We start from the raw sequence: 18086 nt of genomic DNA, 5'->3' as shown, positions 1-18086 counted from the left end.
TATATATTTTACTAAAAGTTACCACCTCCATTTTCACCTAATCAGAACTACCAGCTTAGCTGGTAGTTTGCACAGCGCCTAGAAGGCGCGAATACCGGCACGCCCCTATTGGGGCTCCGAGTATTACCTCCACATGCACCACTTTCTCAGCTTCTGCTTAAGCAGTTTATTTATTGCTTCTTTTTACTGACTCTCCCGTAAACGGGTCATAGTATTCCTTGATACTTATTTGATCCGCATAATAGTCTTCTTTTAGTTGATTTTGTATATATTCTTTTATCATTTTCTCATTTCGCCCTACTGTATCTACGTAATAACCTCTACACCAGAAATGTCTGTTTCCATATTTATATTTTAAGTTTGCGTGTCGATCAAATATTATTAGTGAACTTTTTCCTTTTAGATATCCCATTATTTCTGAGATACTATATTTTGGTGGTACTTCTATAAGCATATGGACATGATCTGGGCACAGCTCCGCTTCTATTATGTTTATTCCTTTTCTTTGACATAGTTCTCGTAGTATTTGACCTATGTCTTTTTTTAGTTTCCCATATATTTCTTGTCTTCTAAATTTCGGGGCAAATACTATATGATATTTACATCTCCATTTTGTATGTGATAAACTATTGTTGTCCAATTTATTCTCCTTGTTTTTATTGTGCATGTGGTTATCACAATTATATTACAAGTGAGAATTTTTTGGTCTTGAAGCTAAAGCTTAATCCCTCCACCTGCATAGCAGGTGGTTTTTTGTTTCGCTCACATTCGTTCGCTCAACTCACTTAAGTGAACAAAAAAAATCAGACACAAAATAAGCCTATGTGTCTGATTCTCTATCATAATATTTAGTTTAATTCAGCTGCATTTTCCCATAAACCGTGGATATTGCAGTAGCTTAGTGCGTAAACTGTACCTTTTTTGTCTGTCTTAAGGATACCTGTTGCGCTTGGTACTGATAGTACATCATCTTCTCCATGAGCGTTAAATTCATATGAAGAAATTTCGATTGGGAATTTGCCATCTTCTGCTTGGAAGAATACTTTAATCCAAGAAATGTGGTGTTCTAATGTGTTTGGGTGTTCGATTTCAGATCCAACTGCTGCTGTAACTTTGATTTTGCCGTCTTCACATTTTTCGATTGTGATTTCTGGTACGTGTTTTTCACTTGCCCAATCGCCAGTTTGTACTGTTTCAGTTAATTTTGTCATAATGACCTCCATAAATTTTTCTTATTAATTGCTAGTTTTACCTACTAATAGTATAGCAGTATTTTACTATGAAATCAATTGCCTATATGCAAATCTTCGATTTTTTGCTTGGTTTGTTCTCCACTTTCCATATTCTTGATGGATACTTCCTTATTATTAGCTTCTTCTTCGCCTATTATGATGGCGTATTTGGCTCCTATTTTGTCGGCATAGTTGATCTTCTTCTTAAACTTGCCACTTTCTAGGTAAATATCTGCCTTTAGGCCCTGGTATTTGACCTTCTTTAGGACTTCTATAGCGTAGATGTGTAGGGATGGATCCATTGGCAAAACAAGGACATCGCAAGTTGATCCATGCATTTGGCTAACAAGGCCTAGCTCTTGGAGTTGGTAAAATAGTCTGGTTAGGCCAATTGACATACCTACTCCTGGCAAGTTTTGTTTGGAGAAGTTGTTGGCCAAGTTCTCATACCTACCACCAGAACATACGGAACCAATGGATTCATAGCCATTGATGAAGGTTTCATATACTGTTGATGTGTAATAGTCTAGACCCCTAGTTATGGCAAGGTCGATTTTGATATTTGCCTCTGGCACTCCAAAGGCTAGCATATAGTCATAAACTATCGCGAGTTCCTCAAGGCCATCTTTGTATAGGTCATTGCCGTCAAATTCTTTAAGGCTTTCTATAAGGTTGTGGCCTGCCGCTGGATTTTGGATAAAGGCAAGTATTTCTTCTGCCTTTTCTCCTCCAACAATTTCACTAAGTAGGCTATGAGTCTTTTCGATGCCAATCTTGTCCTTTTTGTCTATAGTTCTCAAAACTTCAGTAGTGTCTTCTATTTCTAGGCTTTGAAAGAATCCATTTAGCAATTTCCTATTGTTGATATGGAAGGTCAAAGCTGGCAAGTCTAGTTTTTCAAAGGCCTTGTACATTACAAAAGGCAAGATAGCATCATTATATATAGATAGGTCGTTGTGGCCAATGATGTCTATATCTGCTTGGTAGAACTCCTTGTATCTACCCTTTTGGTTGCGCTCACCCCTATAAACCTTAGCAATTTGGTATCTCTTGAATGGGAAGTTTAGGTCAGAGAAGTGTTCTGACACATAGCGAGCAAGGGGAACCGTGAGGTCAAAACGTAGGCTCATATCCTTGGATTCGCTTGCTATCTCAAAAATTTGCTTTTCTGTCTCGCCGCCACCCTTGGCAAAAAGTATTTCGTTTTTTTCTATGACAGGGGTGTCAATTGAGGCAAATCCATAATCTTTGAATGTTTCTTCTATAGTATTTTTTATGTAGTCAAAAACTTCTTGGTCGGCTGGAAGTAATTCCATAACACCGGCAATAGTTGATGGTTTTATAATATCCATGTAAATCTCCTAGGCTTTTTTACTATTATAACATATTTTATTAGCAAGGAAAAAAGAGCTTTTTTCATTACTTTAGAAAACTTTTGTTAAGCTTTAATCTTTTGCAAAGAAAAAACTCGTAATTAACTACGAGCCTTGTTGTTGAATATATCATTTTTTGTATGACGATAAGCTATTATAGCGATTAATAGAACTAGTAGCCATGGCATCAGACTTTCTATGCCTGTTTGTACATTTGCTTTGGGATTTTTGTTTTTCGAAACTTCTTCTTGGCCAGAAGCTTTTGCTAGGTCTATCGTATTTTTAGGCTTAGCTTTCGGATTGTCTTTTTGTGAAGTTTTGCCAGGGTATGTTTCGCCTGGTTTATTTGGCTTTGCCGCTGATCCGCTATCCTTATTCGGGTCATTGTTCTTAAACTTAATCTCTGGGCTTTTGCCTATATTACTATCTGAATAATCTTCATTGTTGTAAGCATAGGCTGATACTATTAGTCCCTTGCTAGAATTTTGAACGTAAAATATTAACCTATAAACTGTCTTGTCATAAATAAAACTCTTATCTTCTTTTATGATATCTTCATTAGTTTGGTAGACTAAATACTCATACTTGCCAGGATTTTTGAATTCTGGCTGGAAGTTGAAAGATAAATCTCCGACACCAGAAAAAGAATCTTTTACTGACGGTGCTCCATTAATAGGTTCAACTATTACATCTGACATATGAGGAGACTGATCCCATTTTTCATCACCATAATACCAATCTACACTTATTGGCACACTGACACTGGAAGCATCTGAGTCGACAAATGGAAATAGGACTATAATAGCCAATATTAATATTCTGCTTATTCTTCTAAAAATTTTCATCACTTATCTCCATTTATAGGTCGAAGTACTCCAAGTATCACAGTCCTACCGTTGGTAGTAGCCTTCTCACAAGTGGATAAGGCTATGATTCTGTCATTGCCAATCTTAACATCTCGCTCTTGGAGTTTTGTTTGCCTTGCGTGGTCTATGAGTTCTTGTCTTTGATCCATAGTCGCTATAGAAGCTGGATTAAAAACAAGATGGTCATAGGCATCAACCTTAGAGCACATAAATATTTCTATCTTATATGTCTTATCTGGCAAATAAAGTGTGCCAGTCCTATGCTTATCAAAATAATCTTTATTTTCAAAGAGGACTACATCACCAAACATCCCTCCCTGGTCCATATGGTGGCCATATAGGAGTGAGTATGGGTCGGTAAAATCTTTCTTGTTGCGGTAGTCTAAAAATATTGACCCAGAAAGGGCAAACTTTTTGTAGACATCCTTGTTGACATATTCCATATTGTCCTCTCCTTGGAGGACTGGGTGGTCTATATTGGTGTCATCTATAGTAATCCAAGCTATGACATCTTCGTTGATTTTCATCAAATCCCACAAAGTAGGGTTTTCTCCATCTGCAGTAATTTGAGGTTTGAATTTCAAAAGTTCATCACCAGCAAATCCACCACGATAAAGCATATAGGAATTCCAAAGAGAGTAGCCTGCGAAAAGTATGACCAATATTAAAATGATAGCTACAAGGCGATCAAGGATTTTCTCGCCTATACGCGATATATCTGCTAATACCTGCAAATGCCAGCTCCTTTAAAATATATACTTTATGCTAATTCCTCTTCTTTTTTGTTGTTTTTAAAGTAGATGAATAAGATAAATCCTGCTGCTAGGATAGCTATTACGAATGGCCCAATGTTTTCTATAAGACCTGTTGGGATTTCTGCTGTACGGCTATTTTCCCAAGCTATATCAGCTATACCAGCTGTAATTGTTGCAGTGCCAGTTGCTTCATTCTTATCAACATCAGCACCACTTAATGTAAGTCCACCAGATACATTTGCCTTATAGCCGCCATCTTTAGCATCTGATTCTGTGATTGTTACTGTGTCATCAGCAGCAAGACCAGTTAGAGTTATAGTACTTTTATTTGTAACACCATCTACAGTAAATGCAGAACCTGTTGTTACTGCTTGGTCGGTTTTTGGATCACTTACATTTGCTGTTGTATATCTTACAGATGTGTTACTTTTTGAATTTACTTTAATTGTAAATTTAAATGTATCTGATAGATTTGCTTGGTTACCTGTAATTGTTTTGGTAATTTTTAGATCTTCTTGCGTTAATTTATTGGTAAATTTAAGTTCAGCTTTTTGACCATCTACAGATACTATATAGTAGGCAATTTTTCTACCTGTTCCATTGTCGCTTGTTACAAATACATCTACATCAAATGTTCTAGTATCATCTGTCATACCAGCTATGCCAGATGCTTCTTCTTTGATTTGATATCTATAAACACCTGGTTGAGCTTTATCTACTGCATCTTGGTTTACAGTGATAGCTTCTGTGCCAGTAGTTTGGCCACCAGCAATTTCAATTTTGCCATCGGTTAGGCCAATTAATGGTGTTTTGCTTGTTCTTGGAGCAAATCCTGTGTATGATGGGGCTTCTTCTGCTGTAAGTGTATAAGTAAATGTACCACCACCAAAGTATTCTGCTCCTGTAACCTCTTTTGATATCTCTGGTGTAGATGTTAAAGCATCTGAACTACCTTTAGTATTAATCGCACCACTTGCTGCATTTGCACTACCAGCAAAACCTGCAAATGCAATTGCTCCTGCTAGTACTACACCTGTTACTTTTTTGAAAATATTGTTTATATTCATGTTTTTCTCCTTATAATTATTTTCCTGATAGAAAGTGATTCTTTCTTTAAGAGATCCTTCGACGCGCTTCGCTTGCTCAGGATGGCAACGGGCCGAATAAATCTAGCTTTCTAGTCGGCTTGCTGACAAAGTTACTTCGTAACTTTGAAAGTCCTCTCTCAGCCGGACGGGCTTCTTTCTTTGCAAGACCACTCCGTGGTGGGTCCTCTCAGGACACCGGACAGGCGTGCTTGCGATATCTGACCTACCATACATTCTGCTTCGCAAGTTCTTCGGAATTAGCTCATCTCGAAGATGACAAATCTTCGATTTGTCACCCAAGGTGATGGGACTGCGGTTAGGTCATTAGAATCCGCTTCTTCTTAGTAAGGTAAATACCTTGCCTTTGATCTCATTTTTTTCTACCGGGCCAAAGTATCTGGAATCTTTGGCGCCTTTTCTCATATCTCCTAGGACGAAAACTTCATTTTCTTTTAATTTCATCGGGAATGTGACTTGGCTTTCTGTTTGGTCATATTGCCCAGTCGGATAGAAAATGTTTGTTTCTGCTTGGTATGAGTTATTTACTATCAGCTGTCCTTCTTCGGAGATATCTACTGTATCTCCACCACTCGCCACAATTCTTAGCGTGTAGTTTGCATCATTCTTATCTACCACTACTACATCACCCACATAGAAATCTCTATCGAGCCTGTAGTAGATCAACAAGTCACTTGGAACCATCTTTGGAAACATATCATCATTGTAGATGACTTGAAATCCAAATATGAAAGTGAACAAGAAGTAAAAAACGACTACTATCATTAATAATTTCTTAAAAAAAGATTTTATCGCATTTTTGTTTGCCAGATCTTTTCTTCTTTTTTTGATTATTTTATTAACATTGGTAAAATCAACAGTTTCTATCGTATTCTTCTTATGGGAAGGGGGTCTTATATTATCCATCTTCTCCCCTTAATCGCCTTAATTCTCTATCCTTTTCTTCTAGTATCGCATGGTACTTGGCTTCTTGGATTTTGAAAGCTTGAGCGTAGAGGTCTGAGATTTGTTGTAGCTTTGCCAAAACGTCACTTTCAGAAACCCCGCCTATGGTTTGCTTTTTAAATTTGACTTTTCTTAGAAATTCTTCAACATTTTCAAGTTCATTCATCAAAACCTCCTCTAAGCAAATATTTCTTATATAGTCTAAGGGCTAATCCCAAGATAGCAAGTACAAAGGCCAGGGCCATAGGTCCTATCTTGTCTATGACACCAGTAGGTACAACTGTATTTACTTTAATTATATAGGTATATGTGTCAAATTTTCCATCTGTCTTTGGAGATTTTGGTTTTATTATTTCATAACTATATCCAGAAGAATTTAGAACAATATTTTTCACATTACTTGCACTTGGCGTTTCTAGTATGGCTTCGCCGTTGTAAGTTTTTTCTTTGTCATAATAATTATCAAGTTTGACTGTGTAGTTGATATTTTTGTCACCATTAGGATTATCTATGACAAATTCAAACTTTTTAGGTCTGGACCATATAGCATATAGTTTCTCCTCTTTTATATCTATGAGCTTGGTATTCTTTGTATAAGCCACCATATTCTTGCCATCTGGGGTACTTGACCAGCCTAGGAATTTAAATCCCTTTGGCATTTTATCTTTAATATAAAAACTATCAGTATGGTGGTAGTTTAAGCCATCCTTATCTAAGGTTTTTGTATAAAATGGAGCAATGATTGTTCCATTTTCATCTCTTATTCCATCAAAATATATGCTGTCAATATTTGAATCGTAAGTCAATCTCTTACGAGCTACGACTATTTCAACACTAATATTGTCTACTCCATCTCCATAATGGTCTCCAAGTCTACCTCCTAGTTTTTCTGGTGTAACTTTGATAAGTTTGTAGTAATCATTGGGAATTATTTGGTATTTTACATCGCTTGCTTCTATTGGAAGGTCAATAGTTACACTTTGATTATGCTTGATTTTTAATTTCTTCTCATCATAGCTGAACTTTTCACCATTTAATTGATAGGTCACTTTGATGGTTACATCATCTGCTTTGGCAGAAGTCGTCTTGTAATCTATATTTGTGTTGTGAAAAGTCAACTGCTGAGTTTTTTGCCATACACCGTATAGTTTTTCAGGCAAAGGTGTATTATCATCCACCTTAAGTTCTGCTTCTGGATCATATTCTGGAATCTTGGCTCCTTCTTCAGTAGCCCAACCTAAGAATCTATAACCCTTTATTTCTGCAGGTTTTATAAGTTTTATTGTTCCATTTGCAATATTTTCTCTACTATAAGTATTATCTGATCCATCTGGTTGATTTTCATTTATCACTATGGTTCTATTTACATCCCAAATTCCAAAAAGTTCATTCGGTACATTTTCGCTTGTAACCATAATCTGATCATCACCTTTAAATTGGACTAGACCATCCTTGGTCTTTGACCATCCTAGAAATCTCCACCCATCTTTTTTTAAATCTGGCAGAGTAATAATCCCATTTTCAGGTATTTGTCGTCTGGAAAAGTCTTTTTTGTCTGTATTTGGCATCATATTGTATAAAATAATTGATGTATTCTTGTATTCTCCCCACTTTGGATAAAATTTAAGGTCTTTATTAACATTTATTAGCTCTCCAGGTAGGTATACTCTTCCCGGATTATTATCTAATAACCAACCTTGAAAGTGCTTACCTTCTGGGATGATAAAATCTTGAAATATATTCCCTTTTATACCATTTGGATTATCTAATTTGCTGCCATCTTCTAAGGTATATGGTCCTTGTAAGATAGCTGCTGCATTATTCAAGTATAGGTTCTTATCTATAAATAACTTTTGTCCATCAGTGTAAGTTATAGTATTTACATCTTCTAAAGTCTTATAGGTGTTTGTAACTGGGTCTAAGTATTGCCAAACTGGATATAAGAACAAATGTGTAGTTATAAGTTCATTAAAGTCATAAGGCTCGAATTGACCATTGCTAAACCTATACCAAACTAATCTAGTATCGGCTTTGTCTTTTATCTTTTCTGGTTTTATTGCGTTAAGCCTTTTATCGTCTTTAGACAATTTATCATATTTTTTAACTAAAAATTCTTCCATTTTCTCTGGACTACTAATTTGCCCTGGAGTTGTCATTTCTTTATATATTCTTACATTGTATTCTTCTGCTTCCCATTTGCCATGGATAGTAATGTCCTTAGCCGGCATTGTTAAATTAGAAAAATCAAGAGGAATTCCAGTAAATTCTGGGTTATCATACCATCCCTTAAAAACAGATCCTTCTTTATCTACCATGCCTATCTTAATATCTGTTGGTACATATGAATTAATATTTGTTTCATAAGCTAGGCTTAATAACTTATCTTTGAAATTGTTGTTATTTGTTTTAAATGTAAGCTTATAATTATTTCTCCTATAATAGGTTCTAACTTCCTTGGCTTCTCCTATAGTATAAACTTTTGGAGAATCTTTATCGTTTCCAGGCTCTGTTACATACCTAAAGGTGAAACCTTCCAGATCGCCTCCACCTTTGTAAGTTTCCACACCTGCAATAATAGCGTTGTGGGCTTCTTTCCTTAATACTTTGGGATTTCCATAAGCATCTAAAATAGGCTTATCATTTTCATCTACTTCTATATAGTTAACAAACCAATCTTCATTACCCAATGTAGGTACAAATATAAGATTTAATTCTTTAGCAGGCATCTTAGGCGGCGTTTTTAGTATCGTTCCTTTTAAGTCACCTTCTCTAACTTCATATCTATTAACTAACTTTTCAGCTCTTTTCCACACTTCTGCAGTATCTTCACCTTCCTTAAGTTCGTCAGAAAACCTAAGACTAGCCACTCCTTGCAATATCCCTGTGGTGTAAATATTAATCTTATACCTTGGTCTCCTATAGTATACATTAATATTTGTACTGCCATCACCCTTTACAGGCTTAGACTTATCCGATGGACTTGTAGACTTCGGCTTGGTATAGCCCTTTGATACTAGATCCTTTGCTACCTCGCTATTGGTCTTATCTCTAAAGTGTTCACCATCAGGCGTATTGCTGCCCACTGATGCTACAAAACTTTCGCTCTTATAAAAAGTAAAATTATTATCGTAAATATTTTCTGTATAGTGGCTAACAGTGTAAGTACCTGGAAGTTTTTCATAGATAGCAAAAAGAGTCATAGACTTATTTACATCTATGTCAGAAACTTTTACTATCTCCCCACCTCTGGATAGGGACCAACCTTTGAATCTATAGCCTGGTTTCAAAGGATCGATTACCTTATTAGGGTCAATTTTTTCTCCCTGATTTACAAGAACTTTGGTAACATGGCTTCCACCATCAGAATCAAAACTTATAGTATAGCCTGTCTTGAAATTTGCAAATAAATCCAACTTAACTTTTTGACTAATCCCTGATTTTTCTCCTTGTTTTATGATTAGCTCTCTTGTTATTGGCGTATTTTCTATATCAAAAGGCTTTTTACCATAAGGATCCAAGGACCAGTAAGCAAATATTGACCCCTCTTCGTTTTTTAATATAGGAACTGTTGCCTGCCCTATTATCTTATCAAATTCTTGTATGCGGGTCTTTAAAACTTCATCACGATATAATTTCTCACCTTGGCTATTCCTATAGAAACCATCTGCAGAAAGCTTGTAATCATTAGGGATTGTATAATCTCCTTTATTTTCCTTACTTATATAGACCCTCTGCCTAAAGTCAATATAAGCTTGGTTGGTAAATACAGGCACAAGCTCTATTGTTTCAGGCGTATCAGAATCAAAATATATAGGTTTGGAAAATTCCACCATATCGCTACCATATTTATCTATATCTAAGTGATACCAGCCTTCGAATTTCTCTCCAGAATCCAAAATTGGTATAGGGGGAGATGTCAAAGATTGTCCGCTTCTGATAGTTTGCTTATTGACTAATTTTTCTTTATTGGAATTTATATCAAGAACCCAAAATTCATAAGTCCTAGTCGCTTTAGCCTCAGCTTCTGTAATAGCATATATTGAGAAACTATCCGCCCTAAAGGCAACAGTGTCATCAGTTTTTGTCTTATTATCTATTCTTTCTTCTGGTGCAAATTCATTTTCCTTGTGGTAGACGTCAACTTTTTTGGCTTTTTTGATTTTTTTGTTGGTTATTTTTACCCCGATATTATTATCTGGGCCTACCTTGTACTCCTTGCCATCCTTGTCAAAAACTGTAATGTCATAGGCTGCTAGGACTTCTTGACCTTCTATTTTGATTTCTACCGGATAAGCTTTGACCCTTGCACCTACTGGTAAAAGCCCATTAAGCTTAATCTTTGTTGGGTCATAGGCTTTTTTATCATAGGACTTATCCTTATATATTTCTGCATAAAGATCTTGGTAAGTAAGTTCTTCATCAAAATCATCTTCTAGCTTCGATTCTTTACTATCCAAGTCTTTGGTCTTATTTCGCTCTAGGATAAATCTCTTAGCTTTTGAATAGAAAGTTATAGATCCATCAAGGAGATTGAACTTATTTATTGTTTTATATCTATTATTTTCATAGAGAAAATATTGATCATTTGAGCTAATCTCATCTGACTTTATCTCTATCTCAAAGGTCTGTGATGAATTCTCCTCTATAACATTTCCATCTTTATCAAATATTTCATAGGCAAAGGAGAGGATATCTTCTCTATCAGAAGACTTTTCGTTATTAGCCTTAATATATGCCTTGATACTAGCATCTTCTGGGAATGTTCCTTTTATCTTAATTTGATAATCCAAATCTTTGCCAAAAGAATTGTCAGTATAGATGTCTGCTATTAACGACTGCTGGCTATATATTATTTTTTCTTCTGATGAATCTTTAACTTCAATGTCGCTAGATGTTTCTGGCTTGCTATCACTTTCTAATAAAATGGATTCATTATTTTCTTCACTTTGATTATTATCATCAAGACTCATGATAGTGTAAGCATTGCTATCAAGTGTACTTGTTGCTTTTATGGGCGTTATCGTCGAGGATAACATCATAGAAAAAGCCATAAAGGCTGATATTACTTTGTTAATCAATCATTTAACCTCCTTTCTATGAGTTACAAAATGACTATCTAATAACTAGTCATATATTTTAATTAATTGTTTTAGTTAAAAAGTAGGATAAAAATATATTTCTTCTTTGCTTAGTCTGTCGGATGACGATTCGGCCATTTATAGAAATTTATATCTCAAATCTGATATAAGTCTAATATTTATCATTATTCATAATCCTACAAGTACTATTATATCATCAAATGAATATAAACATAGTATATGTTTAATAAATCTTATAATAAAAGCTAATAAAACTCAACAGTATAAGGACTTTAAAATTTTTTAATATATATATCTTTTGCAAGTTCTTCCTTAAGAATTTATTTTAGCAAGCTTGATAGTTATCAGTATTAAATCAACTAAAAATCCCAGATATTTAAGTTTTACTAACATATCTGGGGTAATAATCATCGATTATTAATTGTATTTTTTAGTCTTCTTATAAATCTTATTAATATTAATATAAATAGTAGTGTTCCAAGTATTGCAAGAACTAGGGTTGCTATCCTTGTCATTGCTACTGTTTTGTCTGTTGATGAAACTTTGTTTTCTTCCTCATCTTTTTGACTTACTGGATAGTCATCTGTGCCTAGGAGTTTGAATTCCTCAGCTATGGTCTTCGTTGTTTCATCACGAACACAATTTACCAAGAGTCTATTTGGTCTTGGTGGCAAAAATGGTGAACAAGTCATAAGACTTATAATATCCGCATCCCCCCTTGGGGCCAATTTGTCCCAATCGTAAGGGTCGATGACTTCCTTGTCGCTTACTACATAGCGCATAGTTTGTTCGGCACGCTCTACATAGACATAGTCACCGTAGTTTAGCTGGTCAAGGTATAGGAACATGGTATCTCCCCACCAGCCCCTGTGGCCAGCTATGACTGACCTTGTGCCTGGGCCACCTACTGGGATAGAAGTCCCATCTACTTGGGCAACCCCTCTTGATATGTGGTCAAGTGTTGCATCAAGATATAAGGGTAGGCGTTTATCTAGCTTTGGAATCACTAGATAGGCAAAGGGAATATTTGTGTTTTGAAACTTCTCATAACTTGTCTTGTAGTCTTCGGCTGTAAATGGGTCACTTACAGTTATGTCAGAATTTTTCACTATTTCGTTGTACTCTTCTGCATTTTTTGTTTCTTCTGCGACTTCTTCTTTGTTTCTATTTTCTTGGATTTGCCTAAATTCTTTTTCAGCCATACGGGCAGAGTAGTCTTTGTAAGATCTCCTTATAAGTGGAATTGTTACAAACAAAAGTCCCACAAGTATTAGGATATATCCAAGTGTATTAGTTTTTGTAAGCTTTAATTTCTTGTTCAATACTCTCTACCTCCCTTGACAATCTCTTTCTCCTCTTCGCTTCTCTTATCAATATTATTAGCAAAAATACTATTACTGGTAGCATTACCAAGAATAATTGTAAGAAGTCTGGTTTTAGTCTAGGTGTATTGGCCACACCATCGTCTATGGCTTCCTGATATGGGATTCTATGACCTCTTACCAAGAGCCTGTGTGAATTGATCATATATGGTGTACAGGTCAAAAGTGTTGCCAAATCTTCGCCTTCCTTGACCATAACTGGTTCAAAATTCGATGGGTCTACAACCTCAATGTGGTCAATTTGATAAGCTAGGGTTGTTTCTATGTTGTGGATATAGAAGATATCTCCTTCTACCAATTGGTCCAAGTTTCTAAACATCTTGGCGTTTGGCAAGCCTCTGTGACCAGTGATAACCGTGTGGGTGGAAGTCCCGCCTATAGGAAGAGATGTACCTTCCAAGTGGCCAAGACCCTTCTCCAGAACATCATCACTTGTACCAGCATATACTGGCAAGTCTTGGCCAATCCTCGGTATTTCCACATGGCCTAGCATCTCATTTACCTCAAGCATCCTAGCATATTCTGCTCGACCCTCTTTTTCCTTTTCTGTAAAAGGATCGGCAAGCCTAGAAGGATCTAGGGTAGAGTTGTAGGCACGAGCTAGGTCTATACGTTTTTCTACATCAGCCTTGTCAACTTCATCAGTTTTCTTCTTAAACTCTACAACTTCATTGGTAGATTCTATTTCATAGTACTTCTGGCTTATAAGCGGATAGGCAAAAATCAACAGTCCTAGGATAAAGATGAGGATGAAAGGCAGGTTTTTCTTAAGTATGCCCTTCCTATTCATTACTATTACCTAGATTGTTTGGACCATCAGTATTCTTTGGATCCGTAGACCTCATCTGCTCAAACATATCCGAAGATCCTTGGTAATTTCTAAAATTGCCTGAGTTCATAAACATCTTCTTCAAATCTTCTTGTTCTTTCCTAACTTCTTCTAGACGTTTGTAATAGTCTTTGTTCTCACGTCTTAACTTAATAAGTCTTATGATAAGAACTATAATCAAGAATAAGGCTACGAAAAATAATATTCTAAATATCCAGTTTGCTTTGTTTGTTCTAATCAATTCTTCATCCACAGCAGGTACGTATGGTACTCTGTGCCCCCTTACTATAAGTCTATGAGTGTTAATCATTATCGGCGTACAAGTCAAAAGTGTCACATAATCGTGACCTGGAGCAACCATCAAATCATCGAAATTGCTAGGCTCTATTACCTTAATCTGGTCTACTTGATAGGCCATAACCCCTTCTATGTTGTGAACATAGAACTTATCTCCAATCTCAAGTTGGTTAAGGTGGGTAAATAAAGTTGCCTCAGGCAAACCAGAGTGAGCTGTCAAAACAGCGTGGGTTGAGTTGCCTCCAACTGGAAGAGACGTACCTTCAAGGTGGCCTACACCCTTTTGGAGGATGTCCTCGCTAGTACCTGCAAAAATTGGCAAGTCTTGGTTGATACGAGGTATCTCCACGTGTCCTATCATCTCAGACACTTCCAACATACGAGCATATTCCTTGCGACCCTCTTCTTGCTTTTTCCTAGTATATGGGTCATCTGCAATATTCTCACCAGACAAGGACTCATTGTAAGCATGAGCCAGACCTATACGTCTTTTGACCTCATCTGTAGAAAGGTTGTTAGTCCCAGCCTTAAAAGTATCAACTTGCCCTGTAGAATCTATACGATAGTACAAGCGGTTGATCAAAGGATAGAACATAACCAAAAAACCAATAAGGAAAACAGACCTCCAAATCCATTTAGAAGCCTTGGACTGGGGCTTTTTCTTCTTAACTTTATTAACTTTTTCTTCTTTAACTTTTTTCTTATTAAAAGGCATCAAAAACCTCTATTATTTATTGTTTTTTCTAATATGTAAACTGCTATCATAAGGTAAAGGACCGAGGATCTTTGTAAAGAAATCAAAAAGAAGTATTTTTCTTCTTATCATATAAGGAATGTATATCTTTTGTTTTTTTATTATTACAGGTTGTACCTTCGTACCTTGGGGGATAGGAATTAGGGGTAGCGGAGACCCCTTTTTCCTTTCCCCCAATCCCCCTATACCTTCTACACCCCCACCGCCACTGCGTGGGGCAATGATTAGTAGAAGTTCTCTTCGAGAATTCTTTTGTTTTAACTGTTAATACACTATGAGCTGCACCATAAAGTATAAGTGTTTTTAAGCTTAGAGGTGGAAAAAATTGGTGTTTTTAGATCTCATAATTTCGTCTAAAAAATCGCACTGTTTGAGCGTAGCGAGTTTGCGATTTTTAGAAATTTGAGATTGATAAAACCCGATTTTTGATGTTTATATAATACTCCGCCCCACGCGAGTGGCCGTTAGGGTGAGTTTGGTAGGGGTTTGGGGATCCTTTGGAGGGCGAATCGGAACGCCCTTAAAGGGTCCCCAATTAGCGAAGTATAAACTTCAATCATATAAATTATGTTTAGCTACAAGACTTATTTATTGAGAACAGATGACTCACAATTCTCTCGGTGTTGAAGCTATATCCTAAAATATAATCAAAATCAAATATATACATAAGGTCTAATTTAAAAAAGATTTTCGCATATTTTTTAAAAATATGTACTCTCAACCTGTCATCCTCGAGGGAGGGCCTTTGAGGCCGACCGAAGGATCTCACAAAGCACCCTGCACCCAGGGGATTCTTCGCTTTCGCTCAGAATGACACCGCTGTAAGTATCTATCATTGTATTTTCACATCACCATAACAGTCCTCTTATAAAGCAAAATAAAAGGTTTCTTCTTGAAACCTTCTATTTTCTCTTAAATTCTAGCCTAAGCTAATTGAATTTTTTGATTTTTTTCGTCTTTATTTACTATTATTGATCCAGCTACAATCATCACTATTCCTAGAGCTACTAGGATTACTATTCTGATGTCACCTGTTTTTACTAGTGGTCCCCTTGGGATTCTTGTCTTGTTGCCTGGAACATAGTAAGTTGTTGGTGGTTTTACTGTTGTTGATGGTGGTGTTGTTCCTGGAGTGTTTGTCTTTCCAGGTGGTGTTACCGTTGGTGGAACAACAGTCTTTTTTGTATCCTTTTTATTTACAATCATAATAGCATCTTTTTCATAGCTATTGCTTGTGATTTCAAACTTAATAGGATTTACATCCAATATATATCCATTTGGAGCAGCTGTTTCACGTAACATATATTTGCCAAGTGGAAGATTTTGTACTTCGAATTCACCGTTTGATGCTGATTTTAATGTCAATCTCTTGGCATCTTTGTCATCTGGAGCATACTGTCCCTTTTCATTTACGACATATGGAATGTATTCTCCCTTATCATTTTCAATAAATACGGCAAATACAGCATTAGCAAGTCTGTTCTTTTCCTTGGAATCATCTATCTTGATAAATTTGTAGCCACCCTTTTTCTTCCTGTTTCCATCTGGTGGAACAACATCTTTTGGCTTGTTTGTAAGGGTTTGTTTGCTAAGTTTCCTTGAGAAAGGTCTTGCATTTTCCTTGCCACGGTTTTCAGCTGAATCATAGTCTTTCAATGGTTCATTTTCTTTGAAATAGTAGTCACCATCAGGCAAACCAGTAACTTTGATTTCCCCATTTTCATTGGTATATAGTTGGTAGATTAAGTTTGATTCGCCAGCATTGCTATCAAATTGATAGCTTCCTGTGCTTCCAACAAGTCCCACAAGTTCTCTTTCCTTGCGAGCTGTACCATTTTCATTTTTATTAATCTTAGTTCTGTATAATTGGAAACCAACCTTGTCAAGGACCTTATTTGGTGTAATTTGGTCTTTCTTGGTTAGGTTAATTTCAATAAATTCATCCTTGTAGTTTTCGACAGTAATTGCTTTGCCAAACTCTGCTGGATAGGTCCTGTCAGATACAAGCACGTAATCATCAAGAGTTTTCACTTCCCTAAATTCATATCTATATCCTGCTGGTGGTTTTGGCAAATCTGTTAGGATTATTGATCCATTTTCATCAGTTTTGTAGATGAAATTCAAATCCATGCCTTCAGTGTTTTTGCCATCTGAGATTATATATTTACCATCTTTGTCAACTCCAACTGGGAAAAGATCATCACCAGAAGCAGCATAAAGTTCAAATTCTACACCAGCTAGGGTGATTGGGTTTTTCGGGTCAGTTCCGTCGATTTTTTTGAGGTGAAGAGTATTTTTTTCTTCCTTTTCATTAGTAACGGTGATATTTTTACCATTGCTTGGAATAAAGTTTATATCCTCAGAATATTCCTTACCTTCGAAAATCTTGTAACCCTTATCTTCGTCAGTTTTTATCTCTTTGAACTTGTAGTTTCCTTCTGGCAAATCATTGATGATAATTTGACCATCTTCATTAGTTACTAAATCTGTAATGGCATCTTTGCTATCATTTATGTAAGAATAAACGCCATCTTTATCTTTAACAAGTTTTACTATAGAGTCTTCCTCGTTATTTTTTTCTTTGTCTATATCAATTAAGTTAAATACAACTCCAGAAAGCTTTTCTTCTGTTCCATTGCCTTTCTCATCTGAAATCACACCAACCTTGTTCAAGATTAAAGGTCTATTATCCTCTCTTACCTTATCCTTAACATAGCTAATCTCTGTTACCCCTTCTTGAGAACACCAAGCTATAGCTACCATTTTGTATTGGTGGTCATTAGCGGACTCTTCAGTTTCCTTAAGAACATATGTACCTGCAGGAAGACCTCTAAGCTCGAAAGAATCATAAGAAACTCCATCATCACCAGTCTTTACTTTTGAAGGTTCTGATTCTGTTCCTTCTCCGTATGCCTTTACAACTTCTTCCATCTTCATAGCATCGACTTTTTTGTAAAGAGCTTCAAGCTCTTCATTAGTAGATTCTTTATCAGATACTTTGAAATATCTAAATTTACGAGGTTTTGCATCATCTTTGGCGTCATTGCCATTTCTAGGCACATCAATATCAATGTTGCCATAAGTCTGGGTGTTACCCTCTTCTTTAGCATAGGCAAGTGGTGAAAGAATCACGCCAAGCACCATAAATAAGCTCAGCAAACCGGCCAATACTTTTGATTTATATTTCCCGTTCATAACAACTCCTATAATAAAATTTTTCTATAATTCCCGTATTCTGTAATAAAACAGACTTAGTCACCTATATTATATCTTAAAGCTAGGATTTATACAATCAAAAAAGCTTGATTTTTAGGGATGTTAGAACAAAATTATTAAATATAAAAAATTCTTTCAGACAAGGGCGAAAATAGATGAATATTGGAAAGTAGGATTAAGACTAAAGATTTTTCGGTCGCATTCGCTCCTTCAAGGATGACAAAGGTAGAGC

The 18086-nt window shown here is 36.0% G+C and carries 13 protein-coding genes; all 13 read right to left on the bottom strand.

From position 1 onward, the window contains the following. Positions 1-166: 166 nt before the first annotated feature. The 13 genes from tnpA to QNH69_RS04860 all read right to left on the bottom strand — a co-directional run bounded on the left by tnpA (position 167) and on the right by QNH69_RS04860 (position 17833). Entirely contained in the window at positions 167-667 is a 501-nt protein-coding gene (tnpA, locus tag QNH69_RS04920) for an IS200/IS605 family transposase (RefSeq protein ID WP_084593708.1), read from the bottom strand. Between the two features lie 181 nt (positions 668-848). Further along, positions 849-1211, bottom strand: coding sequence for a desulfoferrodoxin family protein (locus QNH69_RS04915; protein WP_044566806.1), 363 nt, complete (start codon positions 1209-1211; stop codon positions 849-851). Between the two features lie 74 nt (positions 1212-1285). Further along, complete coding sequence (gene hisS, locus QNH69_RS04910) at positions 1286-2584, bottom strand: histidine--tRNA ligase (protein ID WP_282929461.1); 1299 nt, start codon at positions 2582-2584, stop codon at positions 1286-1288. Between the two features lie 122 nt (positions 2585-2706). Beyond that, positions 2707-3450: a hypothetical protein gene (locus QNH69_RS04905; protein WP_282929460.1), complete on the bottom strand. Its 744-nt coding sequence runs from the start codon at positions 3448-3450 to the stop codon at positions 2707-2709. Then, positions 3450-4205 carry a class B sortase gene (gene srtB / locus QNH69_RS04900; protein WP_282929459.1) on the bottom strand — a complete coding sequence of 252 codons (756 nt, stop codon included), beginning with the start codon at positions 4203-4205 and terminating at the stop codon, positions 3450-3452. The genes QNH69_RS04905 and srtB overlap by 1 nt, the downstream gene beginning before the upstream one ends. A gap of 26 nt (positions 4206-4231) precedes the next feature. Continuing rightward, positions 4232-5293, bottom strand: coding sequence for an FctA domain-containing protein (locus QNH69_RS04895; protein WP_282929458.1), 1062 nt, complete (start codon positions 5291-5293; stop codon positions 4232-4234). A 345-nt stretch (positions 5294-5638) separates the two neighbouring features. Then, positions 5639-6238 carry a signal peptidase I gene (gene lepB / locus QNH69_RS04890; protein ID WP_282929457.1) on the bottom strand — a complete coding sequence of 200 codons (600 nt, stop codon included), beginning with the start codon at positions 6236-6238 and terminating at the stop codon, positions 5639-5641. Beyond that, on the bottom strand, positions 6231-6443 hold the full coding sequence (locus tag QNH69_RS04885; RefSeq protein ID WP_282929456.1) for a hypothetical protein: 213 nt from the start codon (positions 6441-6443) through the stop codon (positions 6231-6233). The genes lepB and QNH69_RS04885 overlap by 8 nt, the downstream gene beginning before the upstream one ends. After that, on the bottom strand, positions 6436-11355 hold the full coding sequence (locus QNH69_RS04880; RefSeq protein ID WP_282929455.1) for an InlB B-repeat-containing protein: 4920 nt from the start codon (positions 11353-11355) through the stop codon (positions 6436-6438). The genes QNH69_RS04885 and QNH69_RS04880 overlap by 8 nt, the downstream gene beginning before the upstream one ends. 428 nt (positions 11356-11783) lie before the next feature. Then, positions 11784-12698 carry a class C sortase gene (locus QNH69_RS04875; protein WP_282929454.1) on the bottom strand — a complete coding sequence of 305 codons (915 nt, stop codon included), beginning with the start codon at positions 12696-12698 and terminating at the stop codon, positions 11784-11786. Next, the gene (locus QNH69_RS04870; protein WP_282929453.1) at positions 12667-13548 is read right to left on the bottom strand and encodes a class C sortase; all 882 of its coding nucleotides are present in this window, start codon (positions 13546-13548) and stop codon (positions 12667-12669) included. The genes QNH69_RS04875 and QNH69_RS04870 overlap by 32 nt, the downstream gene beginning before the upstream one ends. After that, on the bottom strand, positions 13541-14599 hold the full coding sequence (locus tag QNH69_RS04865; protein WP_282929452.1) for a class C sortase: 1059 nt from the start codon (positions 14597-14599) through the stop codon (positions 13541-13543). The genes QNH69_RS04870 and QNH69_RS04865 overlap by 8 nt, the downstream gene beginning before the upstream one ends. A 963-nt stretch (positions 14600-15562) precedes the next feature. After that, positions 15563-17833, bottom strand: coding sequence for a SpaA isopeptide-forming pilin-related protein (locus QNH69_RS04860; protein ID WP_282929451.1), 2271 nt, complete (start codon positions 17831-17833; stop codon positions 15563-15565). Positions 17834-18086: the final 253 nt, after the last annotated feature.

It is taken from the genome of Anaerococcus sp. Marseille-Q7828 (assembly GCF_949769285.1).
In the GTDB taxonomy this organism is placed as follows: Bacteria; Bacillota; Clostridia; order Tissierellales; family Peptoniphilaceae; genus Anaerococcus.
Note: the sequence above shows the minus strand (reverse complement) of the source record. Positions and strands in the feature narration are given on the sequence as shown.

Bases quoted from the DNA above. Each gene is read 5' to 3' on its own strand.
- lepB (WP_282929457.1), bottom strand. From the start codon at position 6,238: ATGGATAATATAAGACCCCCTTCCCATAAGAAGAATACGATAGAAACT.
- hisS (WP_282929461.1), bottom strand. From the start codon at position 2,584: ATGGATATTATAAAACCATCAACTATTGCCGGTGTTATGGAATTACTT.
- QNH69_RS04870 (WP_282929453.1), bottom strand. From the start codon at position 13,548: ATGAATAGGAAGGGCATACTTAAGAAAAACCTGCCTTTCATCCTCATC.
- QNH69_RS04895 (WP_282929458.1), bottom strand. From the start codon at position 5,293: ATGAATATAAACAATATTTTCAAAAAAGTAACAGGTGTAGTACTAGCA.
- QNH69_RS04905 (WP_282929460.1), bottom strand. From the start codon at position 3,450: ATGAAAATTTTTAGAAGAATAAGCAGAATATTAATATTGGCTATTATA.
- QNH69_RS04885 (WP_282929456.1), bottom strand. From the start codon at position 6,443: ATGAATGAACTTGAAAATGTTGAAGAATTTCTAAGAAAAGTCAAATTT.
- QNH69_RS04915 (WP_044566806.1), bottom strand. From the start codon at position 1,211: ATGACAAAATTAACTGAAACAGTACAAACTGGCGATTGGGCAAGTGAA.
- QNH69_RS04860 (WP_282929451.1), bottom strand. From the start codon at position 17,833: ATGAACGGGAAATATAAATCAAAAGTATTGGCCGGTTTGCTGAGCTTA.
- tnpA (WP_084593708.1), bottom strand. From the start codon at position 667: ATGCACAATAAAAACAAGGAGAATAAATTGGACAACAATAGTTTATCA.
- QNH69_RS04865 (WP_282929452.1), bottom strand. From the start codon at position 14,599: ATGCCTTTTAATAAGAAAAAAGTTAAAGAAGAAAAAGTTAATAAAGTT.